Source organism: Polaromonas sp. OV174, from assembly GCF_900112285.1.
GTDB lineage: Bacteria > Pseudomonadota > Gammaproteobacteria > Burkholderiales > Burkholderiaceae_C > Polaromonas.
This window is the reverse complement of record NZ_FOKZ01000001.1, coordinates 328,947-347,404: the sequence shown is the minus strand read 5'-3', so window position 1 is coordinate 347,404 and position 18,458 is coordinate 328,947. Positions and strand designations below refer to the sequence as shown.

The following is an 18,458-nucleotide window of genomic DNA, read 5'->3' as shown; positions in this document are numbered from 1 at the left end:
TACAGGCCTTTTTGGCTTAAAAATCAGCCCCATCAGGCGATTTGCGCCTGGGAGATCACGGTTTTCTCTATCAGCCTGTCATCGCCCAGCACGATCAGGGCGAACAGCAACTCCTCCAGGCTGCCGGCCTGCGCCGTCTTGCGCGCCAGCAGCGGCGTGGCCTGCGGGTTGAGCACCACAAAGTCGGCCTCGCAGCCGGGCTGCAGATTGCCCACCACGCCGTGCAGGCCCAGGGCGCGGGCCGCACCCGCCGTGTGCTGCCACCAGAGCTGCTGCGGTTTGAGCGACAGGCCCTGCTTGCCCTGCCCCTGCCTGCCCACGTAATAGGCCGCCAGCATGGTGTGAAACGGGCTAAAGGAAGTGCCGCCGCCGACGTCGCTGGCCAGGCCGTACATAAAACCGCTGCGGTCGGCGCTGGCGTAGTCAAAAAAGCCGCTGGCCAGAAACAGATTGCTGGTGGGGCTGACGGCCGCCGCCGTGCCGGTGTCGCGCAGCAAGGCCCGGTCAGCGTCGTCCAGGTGAATGCAATGCGCATAGACGGCGCGCGGGCGCAGCAGGCCGAAGTCTTGGTAAACACTCAAATAGCTGCGGGCCTTGGGATACAGCTGGCGCACCCAGGCGATCTCGTCGGCGTTTTCCGCCACATGGGACTGAATCCAGACGTCGGGATAGCGCGCCGCCAGTTCGCCGGCGCCGCGCAGTTGCGCCGCGCTGCAGCTGGGCACGAAGCGCGGCGTGATGGCATAGCCCAGGCGGTCCACGCCATGCCAGCGCTGGATCAAGGCCTCGGTATCGAGCAGGCTTTGCTGGGTCTCGTCGCGCACGCCGTCGGGGGCGTTCTGGTCCATCAAGACCTTGCCGGCCAACAGGCGCAAGCTGCTTTTTTGCGCCTGCTCAAACAGCGCGTTGACCGATGCCGGGTGCGAACTGGCAAAGGTCAGCGCCGTGGTGACGCCGTTGCGCAGCAGCTCGGCGATGAAAAACTCGGCCACCTGCGCGCTGTAGCCAGGGTCGCAAAAGCGGGCTTCATGCGGAAAGGTGTAATTCTCCAGCCAAGGCAGCAGGCCGTCGGCGGGCGAGCCAATCACGTCCAGCTGCGGGTAGTGGATGTGCATGTCGACAAAGCCGGGGGCGATGATACGGCCCGGCAAGTGCTCTACCGGCAAGCCCGGATAAAGCGCCGCCAGCCGGGCATAGTCGCCCACCGCTTGCACGCGCTGGCGGCCGGTGTCATCCGGTCCGACAACCAGCAGGCCATCTTTTTCAAAAACGATTTGCTCGGCGGCGGCTTGCGGGCCGGAAAAATACAACAGGGAGGCGCGATAGGCTTTCATAAGGCTAAGCGTAACTCAGCCCCGCCAGCGGGCAATAGGCCAAACCGGATAGCGCTTATTCAAGTCCTATGCGGCCTGCGGCACACCGGCGACATCACTTGCTCAGGCGGCAGCCGTCGCCTATAGAGGCACGCCAGACCCGTACCGAGCTCAGCGCCGGCAGCCTGGGCTGTAGCTGCTGAAAAATATAACGGCACAGGTTTTCCAGCGTAGGCGGGCCCAGGCCGGCCACCTCGTCGAGCAAATGGTGGTCCAGCTGTTGGCGCAGCAACTCGATCTCGCTCCGCACCAGACCCAGGTCCATCACCATGCCGGTGTGCGGGTCGGGCTGGCCGGTCAGAAACACCTCGGCGTTATAGGTGTGGCCGTGAATGCGCCGGCTGGCCTCGGCCTCAAGCTCGCGCTTCAGGGTGTGGGCCGCATCAAAGTAAAAGGTCTGGCTGATTTCACAGCGCATGGTTTCGAGCTTCATCGTATGCCCGTGATCTTGTGAGTCTGCAGGCTCAGGCGCCAGGCCGGCCGCGCCAGGCACAGCGCTATGCAGGCCTCGGTGTTGCGCTGGCGCTCTGCGTTGTCCATGGGCTGCAGGTAGCGGTGCGTGAAGCGGGCTGCCTCCAGCTCGGCCAGATCGAAGCTGGTCTGGGGCCACACCAGCTTGAGCTCATGGCCCTCGCGCTGAATCCACGGTGCGCCGGCCTTGGGGCTGACGCAAATCCAGTCTATGCCCTGGGGCGCCGCCATCGTGCCATTGGTCTCCACCGCAATTTGAAAGCCCAGCCCATGCAGGGCCGCGATCAGCGCGTCATCAACCTGCAGCAGCGGCTCGCCGCCCGTCATCACGACAAAGCGGTGGGCGCTGTCGCCGCCAGGCCATTGCGCGGCGATCTGGTGCGCCAGCGCATCGGCATTGGCAAACTTGCCGCCCAGCGTGCCGTCGGTGCCGACAAAGTCGGTATCGCAAAAGCGGCAGACCGCGCTAGCCCGGTCGGCTTCGCGGCCCGACCATAAATTGCAGCCGGCAAAACGGCAAAAAACCGCCGGCCGACCGGCATTGGCGCCCTCGCCCTGCAGCGTGTAAAAAATCTCTTTGACCTGGTAGCTCATGACAGACCTTATTGGGGCAACTTGCCCTGCACGCCCTGCACCAGGAAATTCATCCCCAGAATCTGCTCGTCCGACAGCGCGCTGCCGGCCGCTATCACGACCGCGCCGGCGTTACTCATGACCGGCAGCTTGCCCGCTGCGAACGGCCGCAGCTTGCCGCGGGCAATGTCGCGCTGGCGCGCCAGCACCTCGTCGGCGACTTTCTTGGGCACCTTGGAGCCGAAGCTGTCGACGCGAATCATGCCTTCCTTCACGCCGCCCCACAGCGCGCTGCTCTTCCAGCTGCCGTCCAGCACCGCCTGTGCCCGACGTGTGTAGTAAGCGCCCCACTGGTGGGTGACGGCCAGCAGCTGCGCATCGGGGGCGATCTTGCGCATATCGGAATGGTAGGCAATCGCCAGCTTGCCGCGCTCCTGCGCGGCGCTCATCACGGCGGTGGAGCCGGTATGAAAGGCCATCACCTCCACGCCCTGGTTGAATAACGTCATGGCCGCTTCGCGCTCGCGCGGCGGATCAAACCAGGCACCCAGCCAGACCACCTTGACGGTGGCTGCCGGATTGACCGAACGCATGCCCAGGGTGAAGGCGTTAATGCCCTGTATCACCTCAGGAATCGGAAAGCCCGCGACATAACCGGCGCTGCTGGCCATGCGGCCGGCGGCAATGCCGGCCAGGTAGCGGCCCTCGTAATAGCGGGCATTGGCCACTGCCACGTTGGGCGCGGTCTTGTAACCGGTGATGGATTCGAACTTCACATTGGGAAAGTCTTTGGCCACCTTGAGCGTGGGCTCCATATAGCCAAAGCTGGGCGTGAAGATCAGCTGATTGCCCTGGCTGGCCAGGTCGCGAATCACGCGCTCGGCATCGGCCCCTTCCGGCACGTCCTCGACATAGGTGGTCTTGACCTTGTCGCCCAGTGCCGCCATGACCGCCTGGCGGCCCTCTTCATGCTGGTGCACCCAGCCCGCCTCGGTGACGGGCGTGACATAGACAAAACCAATCTTGAGCGGCTCCTTGGGAGCCGGTGCGGTGGATTGCGAAAAAACAGGGGAAATAAAACAGGCGGCCGCGAGCGCGGCAGCGAGGTTTTTAAGCATGGTGGTCCTCTACATGGCCCCGGCAAAATAAAAAACACCGGCGCGCCGAGACAGCACGCGGGTGAACCCCTGATTTTAACGGATCAGCGGCGATCGGCCGCTTTCCCCTGCCAGTCAGCGCTATTTCCGCATCCCACCGGCTCCGGCAGGAGCGACGCTGGGCGGCATAGGATGGGCCTTGACCATCCAGCCATAGAGGGCCGCGCCGACCAGCAGCGCGCCGGCGGCAATCTCCAGAGACAGCGTAAAGCCTGCGCTGGCGCTGGCGGTGCGCCTGAGCAGCAAAGCCACCAGCGGCGGGCCAAGAATCTGCCCCACGCCATAGGTGGCCGTCAGCAGGCCTATGAAACTGGCCGCCGTGGCGGGACGCAGGCGGCGCACTTCCTGCATGGCAAAAAAAGTGATCGCCGTGAAAGGCATGCCCAGCAGCAAGCTGCCGATGGCAAAGCCGGCCAGGCTGGGGCTCCACAGGCTGGCGCCAATGCCCAGCGCCTGAACAACATAGCAAACCCCCAGACGGACGCGGAAATCGCCATCGTGCGGCAGCCGCGTGGCCAGCAAGGCACCGATCATGACGCCCACGCCAAAGATAGGCCAGAACAGATCCAGCCAGTGCGAGCCGGGCAAGGCCGTACGCGCAATCACCGGCAAAAAGGTGGCGGTGATGATGTAGCCAAAGCCAGCCAGGCTGTAGGCCAGCGCCAGCAGCGTCATCTCGCCAGCGCCCTGCGCCGTGGTAGCGGCCTCGGGCAGGCTGGCCACTTTGGCACCAGCCGCCATCAGGCGCTCCTCGCCGCCGCGCAATATCCACCATACCGTGGCGCTAAGCACAAAGGCCAGCGCGCCAAAAATCAGCCAGGCCGCAGCTGCCGTCCAGTGCCAGGCCACCATGCCGCTGGCCAGCAATCCGCTAACGACAATGCCGGCGCCCGGGCCGACGTAAATAATGCCGCCCATGGCCGGCACACCGCGCCTGGACAACTGCGACAGGCACCAGCCCGAGGTGTAGACAAACACCACGGCGCTGGTCACGCCGGCCGCAAAACGCAGCGCGGGCCAACCGGCGGGAAACTGCCAGGCCATCGCCAGGGTCAGCACACCGGTGGCTATCAAGCCCACGCGCACCAGCGAGGAAAAAGCCAGCAAAGGCAGCCAGCGAAAGCGCGACCAGATCCAGGGCTGCAAGGTGCACAGCAGGGCGCCCAGCATATAGCCCAGATAGTTGGCGCTGGCCAGCCAGCTGGCGCCCGGCAAATCGACCACGCCGTCGCTCAGCATCATGGGCAGAATGGGCGTGAAGGCAAAACGGCCTATGCCCATGGCCACGGCCAGCGCGACCAGCCCGGCCATGGCGACAGGCCATGCGCCCGCTGCGGCTAGGCCATCTTTTGCCGCGGTTTCTTTTACTGTTATCGCCATGCCAGGTCTTTCACTTTTTTCAACGGTTATTGAAAGGCTTCAAAGGTTTCATTGAGCCTGTCGATATAGCGACGCTTCGCAGCATCTTCGATGAAGCTGGCCTCGAAGCTGTTGCGCGCCAGCGTATAAGCGTGCTGGCTGCTCAGCCCAGTGGCGGCAAAAGTCTGCGTGAAGTTCTCGTTCAGATAGCCACCAAAATAGGCAGGATCATCGGAATTGAGGGTAGCCACCAGCCCGCCATCGAGCAACTGGCGCAGGTTGTGGCTCGCCAGGTCCGGGAAGACGCAGAGCTTGAGGTTGGACAGCGGGCAAACCGTCAGCGGGATGCGGTCTTGGGCCAGGCGCTGCATCAGTGCCGCATCCTTGCTCGATTGCACGCCGTGGTCTATGCGCTCGACCTTGAGCAGGTCCAGCGCGGTCCAGACATAGGCCGGCGGCCCCTCCTCGCCGGCGTGGGCAACCAGATGCAAACCCAGCGCACGGCAACGGGCAAAAACCCGGGCAAACTTCTCGGGCGGATTGCCGACTTCGCCGGAATCCAGGCCCACCCCTATGAACTTGTCGCGAAATGGTAGGGCCTGCTCCAGCGTCTCAAACGCCTCTTCTTCACTGAGGTGGCGCAGAAAACACAAAATCAATGCGGCGCTGATACCCAACTCGGCCTTGGCATCGACGCAGGCGCGGTGCAGGCCGTTGATGACAGTGGCCATGCTCACGCCACGAGCCGTGTGCGTCTGCGGATCAAAAAACAGCTCGGCGTGCAGCACATTGTCTTGCGCCGCCTTGAGCAGATAGGCGCGCGCCATGTCGTAAAAGTCCTGCTCTTTCAGCAGCACGCTGGCACCGGCGTAGTAGATGTCCAGAAAGCTCTGCAGATTGCTGAAGGCATAGGCGCTGCGCAGTTCTTCAACGCTGGCATAGGGAATCTGCACGCCGTTGCGCTGGGCCAATGCAAAGATCAACTCGGGCTCCAGCGAGCCCTCAATGTGAATGTGCAGCTCGGCCTTGGGCATGCACCGCAGCAAGTCGGGCAGGCGGTCGGTGGCAAACGGCCGTACTTGAGGCATGGCAGTCATCAGCACACTCCAAAGGTGATACCCAGATTTTTCAGATGACGACGGTAGGCCGATGAGGCCTTGTCCGCCGCCGTGTGCAATTCTGCGCGCAGGTCCAGCGGCAGGCGCTGCGGCCGCTGGGATTCCAGCACCGGCTTGTCCTGCATGAAGATGGTGTGCTGAAAGTCGCGCAGCTTGTCGTCGGGGGATTCGAAATCCGCCACGGCCAGACGGAACCAGACACGGCTGGTTTGCGCCGTGATGGGACAGATGAACATGGCAATCGATTCGCGGTAGCCATCCACCGACACCGTGGCGGCATCGGGCACCTTGGTCAATACGGCGCCATAGGGTGCCGTGACTTCGTAGCTGTACTCGACCTGCGCCGGGGCAATGGAGTGCACATTGGATTGCGGCTGCCAGGCCTTGCAATGCGTGGCCAGCAAACCGGTGGGCGTGGCCTCGACCTTGTAGTCTTCAATGGCCGTGGCGGCACGCATGCCCAGCCAGCCTTCGTGGACAAAACCGAAATGCGACATGTCCAGGAAATTTTCGACCAGGCGCGGCGCGCTGGTGGCCACGTCGTAAGGGCCGCAGTTGAGCTTGCGCAGGCGCTCATCGGCCTCCGCGGCAAACGCCGGCAAGGCGGCCGACTCGCTGGCCGACAACTTCACCCAGATCAGGCCATAAGCCTCTTGCGCCGCATAGGTGCGGGCGCAATGCGCGGCCGGCGGCGTGAAGCTGGGCAGCGCCGGCACCTTGACGCACTGACCCGAAGCCGCGAACTGCCAGCCATGGTAGGGGCACTCCAGCTTGCCATTTTCGACCCGGCCCAACGACAGTTTGGCGCCCCGGTGCGGACACTGGTCAGCCCAGGCGTGAGGCACGGCAGCCGCGTCGCGCCACAGCACAATGTCATGCGCCAGCAGCTGCACGGCCAAGGGTTGCTGCGTCAGGTCGCAGGCCAGGGCGACGGGGTGCCAGAGAGTTTCTTCAATCATCATTTCACCAATAAAAAGAGCTGCCCCAAGGCAGCTCCCATCGCACCGCCTGGCGGCGGTGCATCAATCAACTCAGGCCATCATGGCCTGAGCATGGCTTAGTTGCTGCCCGGAACCTTGCCTTCGACGCCCTTGACGTAAGTCTTCAAACCGCCCAGAAACTTGTCGTCGGCCACCACATCCTTGGCCACCAGCTCCTTGCCGGTGTTGTCCATGATGGGGCCTTTCCAGATGGCAAAGCTGCCGTCTTTCAGGCCGGCCTTGACCTCGTCAACGCGTTTTTTGGTTTCTTCGGGCACATCGGCAGCAATGGACACCAGGTCAATCGCGCCTTCCTTCACGCCCCACCAGGAGCTGGTGCCGCCGGTCCACTTGCCTTCCAGCGCTTCACCCACGGACTTGACGTAGTACGGGCCCCAGTTGATCACGGCGGAAGCCAGGTGGGCCTTGGGGCCGTAGGCGGTCATGTCCGAATCCCAGCCAAAAGCACGCTTGCCCATTTTCTCGGCGGTCTGCAGCACGGCCGAGGAGTCGGTGTTCTGGAACAGGATGTCGGCGCCGCCATTGATCAGCGCGGTCGCTGCCTCGGTTTCCTTGGGCGGGTTGAACCACTCGTTGACCCAGACCACCTTGGTCGTGATCTTGGGGTTGACCGACTGGGCGCCCAGCGTGAAGCTGTTGATGTTGCGCACGACTTCAGGAATGGGCACCGAACCGACCACGCCCAGCGTGCCCGACTTGCTCATCTTGCCTGCCACCACGCCGGCCAGGTAGGCGCCTTCGTAGGTGCGGCTGTCATAGGTGCGCAGGTTGTCGGCGGTTTTGTAGCCGGTGGCGTGTTCGAACTTGACGTCCTTGGTGTCGGCAGCGACCTTGACCATGGTTTCCATGTAGCCAAAGGTGGTGCCGAAGATCATCTTGTTGCCCTGCGCGGCCAGGTCGCGAATCACGCGCTCGGCATCGGCAGACTCGGGCACTTTTTCGACAAAGGTGGTCACCACCTTGTCGCCATAAGCCGCTTCAATCGCCTTGCGGCCGTTGTCATGGGAGAAGGTATAGCCACCGTCGCCGACCGGGCCGATATAGGCAAAGGCGATTTTCAAGGGTTCAGGCTTGGCCGGTGCGGCGGCCACAGGCGCGGCGGCGGGCGCCGGTGCGGCTTCCTCTTTCTTGCCACAGCCCACCAGGGCGGCAGCGGCCACAGCGGAAAGGGCGGCCAGCTTGAGCAGGGAACGTTTCTGCAGGTCTGTCATGTCGTCTCGCTTTCATTCAAGGGTCAAAAAAAAAACGGCGCACGGCGCCAAAAAAGCAGCAATTATGGGCGCAAAGTCAGGCCCCAGGGTAAAACGGCTTGCCTATGGAGGTGGGCATATTCACCCGTATCCACAGCGGGTTGCGCGAAATCAGCACCAGCACCACGATGGTAGACAGGTAGGGCAACATCGAGAGCAACTGGGTCGGCACATTGACCCCCAGGCCCTGCAGATGAAACTGCAGCATGCTCACGCCGCCAAACAGATAGGCGCCCAGCAGCACCCGGGTCGGGCGCCAGGTGGCGAAAGTGGTCAGGGCCAGCGCGATCCAGCCCTTGCCGGCAATCATGCCTTCCACCCACAGCGGGGTATAGACCACCGACACATAGGCACCGGCCAGCCCGCACAGCGCGCCGCCGGCCATGACGGCGGCCAGGCGAATGCGCCGCACCGGATAACCCAGTGCGTGGGCCGACTCCGGACTTTCGCCCACCGAGCGCAGCACCAGGCCGGCCCGCGTGCGGTACAAAAACCAGATCAAACCGGCCGTCAGCGCCATCGCGATGTAGACCATGGGATGCTGACGAAACAGCGCCAGGCCAAAAAAAGGCAGGTCGCTCAGGAAAGGAATGGCGTACTGCGACTGCTCGGGCAGTTTTTCCTGCACGTACTTGATGCCGACAAAGGCCGAAAAGCCGGCGCCGAAAAGGCTTAGCGCCAGTCCGGTGGCGTACTGATTGGTGTTGAGCCAGATCACCAGCAAGCCAAAAATGCCGGCCAGCACGGCGCCCGCGGCCATGCCGGCGGCAAAACCCAGCCAGCTGTTGCCGCTGTGAACCACCGTGGCGAAGCCGGCAATGGCGGCGCACAACATCATGCCTTCGGCGCCCAGGTTGACGATGCCGGCCTTTTCATTGATCAGCAGGCCCAATGCGGCAATCGCCAGCACGGTGCCGGCGCTGAGCGTGGCCGCCACCAGCAAAGCGGTGGAATCCATCAGTGCGCTCCTTTCACAGCTGCCGCCATCGACGTGGCGCGTGATTTCAAAAATTTGAAACGGTGGGCAATCAAGGTGTCACAGGCCAGCAAATTGAACAGCAACAAGCCCTGAAACACCCCCGTCAGCGACTTGGGCAGGCCCAGGCGTGACTGGGCCAGCTCGCCACCTATGTAGAACATGCTCATCAGCAAGGCCGAAAACACCACGCCGACCGGGTGCAGGCGGCCGACAAAGGCCACGATGATGGCGGCAAAACCATAGCCCGCCGGCACATAAGAGGTCAGCTGGCCAATCGGGCCGGCCACTTCCAGCGCACCGGCCAGGCCGGCCGCGCCGCCGGAAATCAACAGCGCCACCCACAAGGCGCGGCGCGAGGAAAAGCCGGCATAGCGTGCCGCCGCCGGCGCCAGGCCGCTGACTTCCTGCCGAAAGCCGGCATAGGTCTTGAACAGGAAAAACCACAGCCCGGCCACGCCCAGCAGGCCCAGCAAGATACCGATGTTGACGCGCGAGCCCTGCATCAGGCGCGGGATCTGGGTGACGGCCTCAAAGGTCTTGGTTTGTGGAAAGTTGTAGCCGTTGGGATCTTTCCAGGGACCGAACACCAGATAGTTGAGCACCATGTCGGCCACATAGACCAGCATCAGGCTGACCAGGATTTCATTGGCGTTGAAGCGATCGCGCAGCAAGGCCGTGATGCCTGCCCACAACATGCCGCCCAGCACACCGGCCAGCAAAATGGCCGGAATAATCCAGGGCCCGGTGGTTTTTTCGGCCAGCAGGGCCATGCCGCCGCCCGCCAGGGCGCCAATCACATACTGCCCTTCGGCGCCGATATTCCAGACATTGGAGCGAAAGCACACCGACAGGCCCAGCGCGATGATCAGCAGAGGCGTGGCCTTGACCAACAGCTCGCCGATGGCGTAGGCCGACTTGACCGGCTCCCAAAAGAAAATCTGCAAACCCCTGATCGGGTCTTTTCCGAGCGCCATGAACAGCAGCAGCCCGATCGCCACCGTGATCAGCAGCGCCAGAATCGGCGAGGCATAGGTCCAGAACCTGGACAACTGGGGCCGGACTTCAAGCTGCAGCATGGCGCACCTCCTGCGAGAGGTTCGGCGCTTTATCCGCCGCCAGCGTCCACAAGCCGCTCATCCACTGCCCGACCAGCTCGGTGGTCGCCTCGGCACGCGGCAAGGAGGGCGAGAGCTGGCCCTTGGCCATCACATAGAGACGATCACAGATTTCAAACAATTCTTCCAGCTCCTCGCTCACCACCAGCACCGCGCAACCGGCAGCCGCCAGCTTGAGCAATTCGCCACGTATCTGCGTGGCCGCACCCACGTCCACGCCCCAGGTGGGCTGCGACACGATGAGCAGTCTTGGCCTGGCGTCAATCTCGCGGCCCATGATGAATTTCTGCAAATTACCGCCCGACAAGGACTTGGCCGTGGCCTGCGGCCCGCCCGCCTTGACCTTGTAGCGCGCAATGATCTGTTGGGCCTGCGCTTGCAGCGTGCTGCCTTTGAGCCAGCCCGCGGCACCTACCGCCTCCTTGCGCGTCAAAAGCAGATTGCGGGCCAGCGACAGCGCAGGCACGGCGCCGCGCCCCAGCCGCTCCTCGGGCACAAAGTGCAGCCCCAGCGCGCGCCGGCGGCCCGGGCTCAGCTTGCCAACGGGCCGGCCCTTGACGCTGATGGCGGCGGCATCGGCCCGGGTGTCTTCGCCCGACAGCGCATACAGCAACTCCTTCTGACCATTGCCCGAGACCCCGGCAATGCCGACCACCTCGCCGGCGCGCACCTGCAGTGCCAACTGGTGCAAGTCGACGCCAAACTGCTCGGCCTTGGCCAGTTCCAGCCGATGAACCTCGAGCACGACCTCACCGACCTGAACCGCCCGGTGCTCCAGCGTCGGCGGCTCGGCGCCAATCATCAGGCGGCTCAGCGACGCATTGGATTCCTGGCGCGGATCGCATTCACCGGTAACCTTGCCGCCGCGCAGCACCGTGCAGGCCGTGCACAAGGCCCGGATTTCATGCAGCTTGTGGCTGATGTAGAGAATGCTGCAGCCCTGGGCCGCCAGCTGGCGCAAGGTGATGAAAAGGCTTTCCACCGCTTGCGGCGTCAGCACCGAGGTCGGCTCGTCCAGGATCAGCAGCTTGGGGTGGGTCATCAGCGCCCGCACAATTTCCACCCGCTGGCGCTCGCCCACGCTCAGGGTATGCACCGGCCGCGTCGGCTCCAGGCTCAGGCCGTAAGCCTGCGTGGTTTGCATGATGCGCTGCGAGACCTCGGCCAGACTGAGGTGTTTGTCCAGCCCCAGCCAGACGTTTTCGGCCACGGTGAGCGTGTCAAACAGGCTGAAATGCTGGAACACCATGCTGATGCCCAGGGCGCGCGCCTCGTGCGGGTTGCGCACCGCGACCTGCTGGCCGTCCACGGCCACCGTGCCGGCATCGGGCTTGACCGAGCCATAGATGATTTTCATCAGGGTCGACTTGCCGGCACCGTTTTCACCCAGCACGGCATGGATCTCGCCGGGCCGCACGCTGAGCGCGATGTCGCTGTTGGCGACCACGCCGGGGTAGCTCTTGGTGATGCCCGAGAGCAGCAACCGCGGCGGCGGCGCGCCTACAGGGCTTTCGGTGAGGGATGGGGGCACGGTCATGGGCGCGAAGATTCCGGATATTTCTAGTATTTTAGGGCTCTAGCCCTTGTTGAATGGACGCACACAGCTATTATTTTTGTAGCGTAGCGGCAACCGACTTGACCCGCTCGCGCAACCACTTGGCGGCATTGGAGGCGTGCGTGCGTTCATGCCAGAGCTGGTAATACATCATGCGGGGGAATTCAATCGGACAGGGCAGTATTTTCACCGCTAACTGCCCGGCATATCTTTCGCAGTACTGGCGACCGGTGGTCATGACCAGCAAACTGGATGCCACCATGGCCGGCATCAGGCCAAAGTGCGGGCTGCGCACCGTGATGTTGCGCTGCCAGCCCCGGCTGGCCAGGTACTCGTCAATCACGCCCTTGGCGCCGGGGTGCGTGGCCATGGGGGCGATGTGCTCGGCCGCCAGCCAGCTGGCGCTATCCCAGGCGCGCCGCACCGCCGGATGGTCCTTAGCCACCAGGCACACCACCTCGTCGCCAAACAGCCGCGCCAGGTGCAGATCATCTGGCGGCGCCGCCCAGTTGCCGATCACAATATCGACCTTGCCCTGCGCCAGCTGGGCGCGGTAATCGGACTCGGCCGACAGCGGATGAATTTCGATATGGCAAAGCGGCGCCTGGCTCTTGATCTGCGCCACCAGCTGCGGCAAGAACAGGGGGTCTAGGTAGTCGCTGGCCGCCAGGCGAAAAGTGGTCTGGGCCGTGGCCGGCTCGAAGCCCCTGGCATCGCTGAACAGCATGCCGGCGGCGCGAAGAATGCTGGCCGAGGGCTCAATCATGCGCAGGCCGGCATCGGTGGGCACCATGGCGGCGCCCGCGCGCACCAAAATCGGATCCCCCGCCAGGCCGCGCAGACGCTTGAGCGCCGCGCTGACAGCGGGTTGGTGCATGCCCAGGCGCATGGCGGCGCGCGATACGCTGCGTTCATTGAGCACGGTGTTCAAGACCTTGATGAGATGGAGATCTATCTTGTCGAAAAGCGCCTGATCCTTCATACCTGTTTACCCATGCGGGTGATATGCGCATTGGTATGGCGCCAGCCTTCCGTGTGCTTTAACCTGACGCGCATGGCTATCCAATCTACTGTTCAGCGCCCGGTCAAAACCATACGATTCATCAGGCGGGGGGAAGTTGTAACTCTGGGCAATGTACCACCCAGCCGCACCCTGCTGGAGCTGCTGCGTGAGGACCTTGGCTGTACCGGCAGCAAGGAAGGCTGCGGCGAAGGCGACTGCGGCGCCTGCACCGTGGTGCTGGGCGAAACCGCAGGCAGCGCGATCCGTTATCGCGCCGTCAACAGCTGCATACGACTGGCCCATTCCATAGACGGCATGGCGCTGTGGACGGTGGAGGATGTTGCCCCCACGCTCCCCACTGCGTGTGGTTCGCTGCCCCCCGAGGGGGCGTTGCGCCTGCGGCCCGGCGAAGCCGGCTCCGCGGCCCCGGCTGGCGAAGGAAAAGGGCTTGAACCAACACTGCACCCAGCTCAGCAGGCCATGGTGGACAAGCATGGCAGCCAATGCGGCTTCTGTACCCCCGGCTTTGTCATGAGCCTCTTCGGCATGTACCAAAACCATGTCTGCAAGGGCGAGCCCATCACGCGCGAGCTGGCGCAGGAAGAACTCTCAGGCAATCTATGCCGCTGCACCGGCTACCGACCGATTCTGGACGCCGCACAAACCATGGGCCAGCTGCCGGCGGTGCGTCTTGACGAAGCCGCTTTGCTACAAAAACTGAAGCAGCTTGCGCCCGCCCCTTCTGCCCCAGAGGCCGATTTTGCTTATAAATTGCCGCAAACCCTGGCCCAGCTGCTGGCGGCCCGTGCCGCCAACCCCCAGGCGCAACTGGTGGCCGGCTGCACCGACGTGGGGCTGTGGGTGACCAAGCAGCACCAGCAGTTCGAGCAGGTGCTGGACCTGACCCAGGTCAGCGAGCTGCGCCGCATAGAGCATTACCCGCAGCACCTGGCGATAGGCGCGGCCGTGCCGCTGAGCGATGCCTTTGCCGCGCTGGAACAGGACCGGCCCCAGCTGCACAACTTTGCCGCCCGCTTTGCCGGCCTGCCGGTGCGCAACGCCGGCACCCTAGGCGGCAACGTGGCCAACGGCTCGCCGATTGGCGACACCATGCCGCTGCTGATTGCGCTGGGCGCCAACGTCGTGCTGATGAGTGAACGCGGCCATCGTGACATGCCGCTGGAGCAGCTCTATACCGGCTACCGCAAGAACGTGATGGCCACCGACGAGGTGCTGGCCTGGATCAAGGTGCCCAAGGCCACGCCCAAAGAGCAGCTCAGGGTCTACAAGATTTCCAAGCGCTACGACGACGATATTTCGGCGGTCTGCCTGGCGATCAACCTGCAAGTCGACCAGGGCCTGGTCACCCAGGCATCGATAGGCGCCGGCGGCGTGGCCGCCACGCCGGTGCGCGCCCGCAAGACCCAGGCGGCGCTGCTGGGACAGCCCTGGAGCCAGGCCACGGTGCAGCAGGCCATGGGCACGCTGCGCGCCGAGTTCTCGCCTATCTCCGACATGCGCGCCTCCGCCGCTTACCGGCTGCAGGTGCTAGGCAATCTGCTGCAGCGCTACTGGCTGGAAAGCCAGGGCTTGCAGCAAATCAACCTGGCCTCTTTCACGCTGGAGGAACACCCATGAACGCCGCCAAAGACTTTTCGGCCAGCCCCGATGTGGCCGCCGAGCCGGCGCCGGCTGCGGCCAAACCACAGGCCGCCACGGCCCAGGCCGCCGGCCGCGCCATCGCGCATGAAAGCGCCAACGCTCAGGTGGCCGGAGCCGCGACCTATGTCGACGATATTCCCGAGCTCAAGGGCACGCTTTACGCCGCCCCCATTTTGTCCAGCGTGGCGCACGGCCGGCTGCTGGGCGTCGATGCGAGGGCGGCACTGGCCATGGCCGGTGTGCGCGATGTGCTGCTGGCGCGCGATATTCCCGGCGACCCGCTGCTGGGCAACTTCTCGCACGACGAGCCGGTCTGGGCCCAGGACAGCGTTCAGCACATAGGCCAGGTGATAGGCCTGGTGGTGGCCGAGTCGGTGATGCAGGCGCGCCGCGCCGCGCGCAAAGTGGTTTGCCAGATCGAAGCCCTGCCGGCGATTCTGGATGTGCACGAAGCGCTGCGGGCGCAAAGCTATGTGCTGCCGCCGGTCTTCGTCAAGCGTGGCGACGCCGCTACCGCACTGACGACGGCAGCGCACACGCTGCAGGGCACGCTGGAAGTCGGCGGACAAGAGCATTTCTACCTCGAAGGCCAGGTTGCCTACGTACTGCCGCAGGAGCAAAACCAGTGGCTGGTCTACTCCAGCACCCAGCACCCGGGCGAAATCCAGCACTGGGTTGCGCATGCCCTGGGCATAGATAACCATGCGGTGCGCGTGGAGTGCAGGCGCATGGGCGGCGGCTTTGGCGGCAAGGAAACCCAGGCCGGCCACCTCGCCGTGTGGGCCGCCATTGCCGCCCACAAGCTGCAACGCCCTATCAAGCTGCGGCTGGACCGCGACGACGACTTCATGATCACCGGTAAGCGCCATCCGTTTTCCTATGACTACACCGTGGGCTTTGACGACAGCGGCCGCATCACCGGCCTGAAGCTGCAGATGGCGGTGAACTGCGGCTTCAGCGCCGACCTGAGCGGCCCGGTGGCCGACCGCGCGGTGTTCCACGTCGACAACGCCTACTTCCTGCAAGACGTGGAGATAGCCTCTTACCGCTGCAAAACCAACACGCAAAGCAACACCGCTTTTCGCGGCTTCGGCGGGCCGCAGGGCATGATCGTCACCGAAGCCATCATGGGCGACATTGCCCGCACGCTGGGCCTGGATCCGCTGGACGTGCGCAGGCGCAACCTCTACGGCATAGAGGAAAGAAACGTCACCCATTACCAGATGCCGGTTGAAGACAACATCCTTCAGCCATTGCTATCAAAACTGGAGCTGACTGCGAAATACCGACGCCGGCGCGAGGCCATTTCGGCTTGGAACGCAAGGAGTGCCGTGATCAAGCGCGGCATCGCCCTCACGCCGGTGAAGTTCGGCATCTCCTTCACCGCCACCTTGTTCAACCAGGCCGGCGCGCTGGTCCATGTCTACACCGACGGCAGCGTGCAGGTGAACCACGGCGGCACCGAAATGGGCCAGGGCCTGAACACCAAGGTGGCGCAAATCGTGGCCGACGAGCTCGGCGTGGCGTTTGAACAAGTGCTGGCCACCGCCAGCGACACCAGCAAGATTCCCAACGCCTCGGCCACCGCCGCCTCGGCCGGCACCGACCTGAATGCGCGGGCCGCGCAATATGCCGCGCGCCGAGTGCGGGACAACCTGGCGCAGTTTGTCGCCGGCCTGGACGGCTGCGGCGCCGGCGCCGTCTCCTTCCGGGGCGGCGAGGTAATCACGCCGGGCGCGACACACCTGTTTACCGAGGTCGTCAAGCTGGCCCATGCCAACCGCATCCAGCTCTGGAGCGACGGTTTTTACCGCACGCCCAAAATCCACTACGACAAAACCACCCTGACGGGACGGCCGTTTTACTACTTCGCCTATGGCGCGGCCTGCAGCGAAGTGGCCATAGACACGCTGACCGGCGAGAGCCGCGTGCTCAAGGTCGACATCCTGCATGACGTCGGCACCAGCATCAACCCGGCCATAGACATGGGCCAGATCGAAGGCGGCTTTGTGCAAGGCATGGGCTGGCTCACCACCGAGCAGCTGGTGTGGAACGACAAGGGCTACCTCGCCACCCACGCGCCCAGCACCTACAAAATCCCCACCACCGGCGACATTCCCGAACACTTCAAGATTGACTTGTGGCCCGAGGCCAATCGCGAAGACAACGTGTTTGGCAGCAAGGCCGTCGGCGAGCCGCCGCTGATGCTGGCGATCAGCGTCTGGGAAGCCTTGCGCGATGCGATAGCGGCGGCGCGGCCGGGTGAGCGGGTGCAGCTGGCAGCGCCGGCCACGGCTGAGAATGTGCTGCGGGCGCTTGGGGGTTGGTGAGGGTGGCGCTCCCGGGCTGGTGAGCGCAAAGCGAATGCTTGCTGATGTCCGAAAACTGTGCCGATTAATTCGGCATGTTCTTTAATCAATGGACCTCAGTTCTGGACACGTATGGCACGCTGTCCGAAATTGGTCGATTCTGAACACTCATGGTCAAAGGAAGCAATCGGCCCAGAGCAACCACTCCGAACGAAACGTTGCGTTGTCCGCCAGTACCTCCGCACCCCGAATCTAGCAAGCACAACCACCACCGATCGTGCAGCGAGTTAACGCATTTCTTGAAGCTTTCGCTTAGACAACGAATCGCAAGTTTTCATGAGCCGATTGGGGAGAAACTCTTCGCTTCATACGTCCGAACTGGCATAGAAAATATCCACGCCCTCAGGAAGCATATGACCGTCATAGAACGGCTCGGTCCGATCGTTCCAGGCGCTTATCTTGCCCAGCTCCGTATCCGTAATGATGGCGAGTTTGCCCTGAAGGAGATGAGGATAGTTTTTCCACAAGTGCGCAAACACCATCCATATGCCGTGCAGCTCGGGATTCCCGGAAGGTGGATCAATAGCTACAAGTTCGATCGTATTGTCCGAGCTGATGTGCACTCCAATGTCACCAATCTTCTTTGAAGTCACTGGTATCGCCGTTGTCACGGCAACCTTCGAACCATCTGGCGCAATCGCGGAATTGGTATTCACGCAGAACACACGTTCGTACAGCTCGAATACGCGGTCAATGTTGATAAACGTTTGCCCAGGACCCTGAGAATATGCATGGAGCAACTTCCTCCCGCGCTTGGCTTCATAGTAAGTCTTGAGGGTTGACTTCCGAGGTGTGAGCAGTTGGGGGTAAAGAAAAACCGCCGAATGAAGACGCCCTACAACCGAAATCTCTCCCGTCGTGAAATCGACCCTCAGTTCCTGGGCGATGATCCTCTGCCCGAATTCCATCTCGACCAAAGTGGAGCGCAATTCTCTTTGCTGCCTAGGTCGCTTGAAGGGCTTGATGATCAGGCTGTCGGAGTCAAGCAACCCCTTCTTCACTCCGCCGATCGTGACGCTTAGAGCTTCCCCTGGTGGCATATCAGGCGGGAATTTGTGCACAAGCTTTTTACTGTCAAACGTAGGCGTCAATTTGGACATGTTCTCTATGATCTGTTATCCCGGGTCAGTCGCTCAGTTCCATGCTTTGTCAGAATGATCGATTGGCAATTAACACCTAGGCCTATTCCACACAGTGCCAAGAATACTTCGTCCACCTTTGACCGAAACCCGCTATCCAGCAAAGCCTCTCAACTCTTCAGAGCAATGCAAAGGCACCCACCTCACCTATGCCGACACACCCTGACGGCCGTCAACATCGCCCTGCTGACGATTTACGACATGTGCAAGGCGGTGAATCGGAGGATGACGGTTATCAACATTCGATCTATCCAATGAAGCCACCAACTTGAAGTAGGTCTCGAGATTAAGGCGGCGCCCGTTCAGCATGCATTTCCACCGCCATCACGTCGCG

Annotated in this window: 16 protein-coding genes; 3 read left to right on the top strand and 13 right to left on the bottom strand. The window is 63.0% G+C overall.

Annotated elements, in window-relative coordinates; genetic code table 11:
* Nucleotides 1-32: 32 nt before the first annotated feature.
* The 12 genes from guaD to BM160_RS01635 form a co-directional block, all read right to left on the bottom strand.
* Nucleotides 33-1,334, bottom strand: a complete 1,302-nt coding sequence (gene guaD / locus BM160_RS01690) for a guanine deaminase (protein WP_091999325.1) — start codon at nucleotides 1,332-1,334, stop codon at nucleotides 33-35.
* A 94-nt stretch (nucleotides 1,335-1,428) separates the two neighbouring features.
* Entirely contained in the window at nucleotides 1,429-1,791 is a 363-nt protein-coding gene (locus BM160_RS01685; protein ID WP_091999474.1) for a 6-pyruvoyl trahydropterin synthase family protein, read from the bottom strand.
* An 11-nt stretch (nucleotides 1,792-1,802) separates the two neighbouring features.
* On the bottom strand, nucleotides 1,803-2,438 hold the full coding sequence (gene queE, locus BM160_RS01680) for a 7-carboxy-7-deazaguanine synthase (protein ID WP_091999322.1): 636 nt from the start codon (nucleotides 2,436-2,438) through the stop codon (nucleotides 1,803-1,805).
* Nucleotides 2,439-2,446: 8 nt separating this feature from the next.
* Nucleotides 2,447-3,535, bottom strand: a complete 1,089-nt coding sequence (locus tag BM160_RS01675) for a BMP family ABC transporter substrate-binding protein (protein ID WP_091999320.1) — start codon at nucleotides 3,533-3,535, stop codon at nucleotides 2,447-2,449.
* 120 nt (nucleotides 3,536-3,655) lie between these two features.
* Nucleotides 3,656-4,954, bottom strand: a complete 1,299-nt coding sequence (locus tag BM160_RS01670) for a YbfB/YjiJ family MFS transporter (RefSeq protein WP_091999317.1) — start codon at nucleotides 4,952-4,954, stop codon at nucleotides 3,656-3,658.
* Between the two features lie 26 nt (nucleotides 4,955-4,980).
* Nucleotides 4,981-6,021 (bottom strand): adenosine deaminase, encoded by a 1,041-nt coding sequence (locus BM160_RS01665; protein ID WP_091999471.1) that lies wholly within the window; start codon nucleotides 6,019-6,021, stop codon nucleotides 4,981-4,983.
* A gap of 8 nt (nucleotides 6,022-6,029) precedes the next feature.
* Entirely contained in the window at nucleotides 6,030-7,010 is a 981-nt protein-coding gene (locus BM160_RS01660) for an aromatic ring-hydroxylating dioxygenase subunit alpha (protein WP_091999314.1), read from the bottom strand.
* A gap of 98 nt (nucleotides 7,011-7,108) precedes the next feature.
* Entirely contained in the window at nucleotides 7,109-8,263 is a 1,155-nt protein-coding gene (locus tag BM160_RS01655; protein ID WP_091999311.1) for a BMP family ABC transporter substrate-binding protein, read from the bottom strand.
* Between the two features lie 76 nt (nucleotides 8,264-8,339).
* Nucleotides 8,340-9,260 carry an ABC transporter permease gene (locus tag BM160_RS01650; RefSeq protein ID WP_091999308.1) on the bottom strand — a complete coding sequence of 307 codons (921 nt, stop codon included), beginning with the start codon at nucleotides 9,258-9,260 and terminating at the stop codon, nucleotides 8,340-8,342.
* On the bottom strand, nucleotides 9,260-10,357 hold the full coding sequence (locus BM160_RS01645) for an ABC transporter permease (protein ID WP_091999305.1): 1,098 nt from the start codon (nucleotides 10,355-10,357) through the stop codon (nucleotides 9,260-9,262). Before BM160_RS01645 ends, BM160_RS01650 begins: the two co-directional genes overlap by 1 nt.
* Complete coding sequence (locus tag BM160_RS01640) at nucleotides 10,344-11,933, bottom strand: ABC transporter ATP-binding protein (RefSeq protein ID WP_091999302.1); 1,590 nt, start codon at nucleotides 11,931-11,933, stop codon at nucleotides 10,344-10,346. Before BM160_RS01640 ends, BM160_RS01645 begins: the two co-directional genes overlap by 14 nt.
* 70 nt (nucleotides 11,934-12,003) lie before the next feature.
* A complete protein-coding gene (locus BM160_RS01635) occupies nucleotides 12,004-12,933 on the bottom strand; it encodes a LysR family transcriptional regulator (RefSeq protein ID WP_091999299.1) in 930 nt (309 codons plus the stop codon).
* Between the two features lie 72 nt (nucleotides 12,934-13,005).
* Between BM160_RS01635 and xdhA the strand changes: the two genes are divergently transcribed.
* Together xdhA and xdhB are read left to right on the top strand one after the other, a co-directional pair.
* The gene (xdhA, locus tag BM160_RS01630) at nucleotides 13,006-14,592 is read left to right on the top strand and encodes a xanthine dehydrogenase small subunit (RefSeq protein ID WP_091999296.1); all 1,587 of its coding nucleotides are present in this window, start codon (nucleotides 13,006-13,008) and stop codon (nucleotides 14,590-14,592) included.
* The gene (gene xdhB / locus BM160_RS01625; RefSeq protein ID WP_091999293.1) at nucleotides 14,589-16,946 is read left to right on the top strand and encodes a xanthine dehydrogenase molybdopterin binding subunit; all 2,358 of its coding nucleotides are present in this window, start codon (nucleotides 14,589-14,591) and stop codon (nucleotides 16,944-16,946) included. Before xdhA ends, xdhB begins: the two co-directional genes overlap by 4 nt.
* 344 nt (nucleotides 16,947-17,290) lie before the next feature.
* Here the strand turns inward: xdhB and BM160_RS01620 are convergent, their stop codons facing one another.
* Complete coding sequence (locus BM160_RS01620; RefSeq protein WP_091999290.1) at nucleotides 17,291-18,085, bottom strand: hypothetical protein; 795 nt, start codon at nucleotides 18,083-18,085, stop codon at nucleotides 17,291-17,293.
* A 54-nt stretch (nucleotides 18,086-18,139) separates the two neighbouring features.
* Here BM160_RS01620 and BM160_RS23105 point away from each other — a divergent pair, with 54 nt between their 5' ends.
* Nucleotides 18,140-18,382 carry a cyclic pyranopterin monophosphate synthase MoaC gene (locus tag BM160_RS23105; RefSeq protein ID WP_091999287.1) on the top strand — a complete coding sequence of 81 codons (243 nt, stop codon included), beginning with the start codon at nucleotides 18,140-18,142 and terminating at the stop codon, nucleotides 18,380-18,382.
* The last annotated feature ends 76 nt before the right edge of the window (nucleotides 18,383-18,458 follow it).

Bases quoted from the DNA above. Each gene is read 5' to 3' on its own strand.
- queE (WP_091999322.1), bottom strand. From the start codon at position 2,438: ATGAGCTACCAGGTCAAAGAGATTTTTTACACGCTGCAGGGCGAGGGC.
- BM160_RS01635 (WP_091999299.1), bottom strand. From the start codon at position 12,933: ATGAAGGATCAGGCGCTTTTCGACAAGATAGATCTCCATCTCATCAAG.
- BM160_RS01650 (WP_091999308.1), bottom strand. From the start codon at position 9,260: ATGGATTCCACCGCTTTGCTGGTGGCGGCCACGCTCAGCGCCGGCACC.
- xdhB (WP_091999293.1), top strand. From the start codon at position 14,589: ATGAACGCCGCCAAAGACTTTTCGGCCAGCCCCGATGTGGCCGCCGAG.
- BM160_RS01645 (WP_091999305.1), bottom strand. From the start codon at position 10,357: ATGCTGCAGCTTGAAGTCCGGCCCCAGTTGTCCAGGTTCTGGACCTAT.
- xdhA (WP_091999296.1), top strand. From the start codon at position 13,006: ATGGCTATCCAATCTACTGTTCAGCGCCCGGTCAAAACCATACGATTC.
- BM160_RS01660 (WP_091999314.1), bottom strand. From the start codon at position 7,010: ATGATTGAAGAAACTCTCTGGCACCCCGTCGCCCTGGCCTGCGACCTG.
- BM160_RS01685 (WP_091999474.1), bottom strand. From the start codon at position 1,791: ATGCGCTGTGAAATCAGCCAGACCTTTTACTTTGATGCGGCCCACACC.
- BM160_RS01675 (WP_091999320.1), bottom strand. From the start codon at position 3,535: ATGCTTAAAAACCTCGCTGCCGCGCTCGCGGCCGCCTGTTTTATTTCC.
- BM160_RS01620 (WP_091999290.1), bottom strand. From the start codon at position 18,085: ATGTCCAAATTGACGCCTACGTTTGACAGTAAAAAGCTTGTGCACAAA.
- guaD (WP_091999325.1), bottom strand. From the start codon at position 1,334: ATGAAAGCCTATCGCGCCTCCCTGTTGTATTTTTCCGGCCCGCAAGCC.
- BM160_RS01670 (WP_091999317.1), bottom strand. From the start codon at position 4,954: ATGGCGATAACAGTAAAAGAAACCGCGGCAAAAGATGGCCTAGCCGCA.
- BM160_RS01665 (WP_091999471.1), bottom strand. From the start codon at position 6,021: ATGCCTCAAGTACGGCCGTTTGCCACCGACCGCCTGCCCGACTTGCTG.
- BM160_RS23105 (WP_091999287.1), top strand. From the start codon at position 18,140: ATGATCGATTGGCAATTAACACCTAGGCCTATTCCACACAGTGCCAAG.
- BM160_RS01655 (WP_091999311.1), bottom strand. From the start codon at position 8,263: ATGACAGACCTGCAGAAACGTTCCCTGCTCAAGCTGGCCGCCCTTTCC.
- BM160_RS01640 (WP_091999302.1), bottom strand. From the start codon at position 11,933: ATGACCGTGCCCCCATCCCTCACCGAAAGCCCTGTAGGCGCGCCGCCG.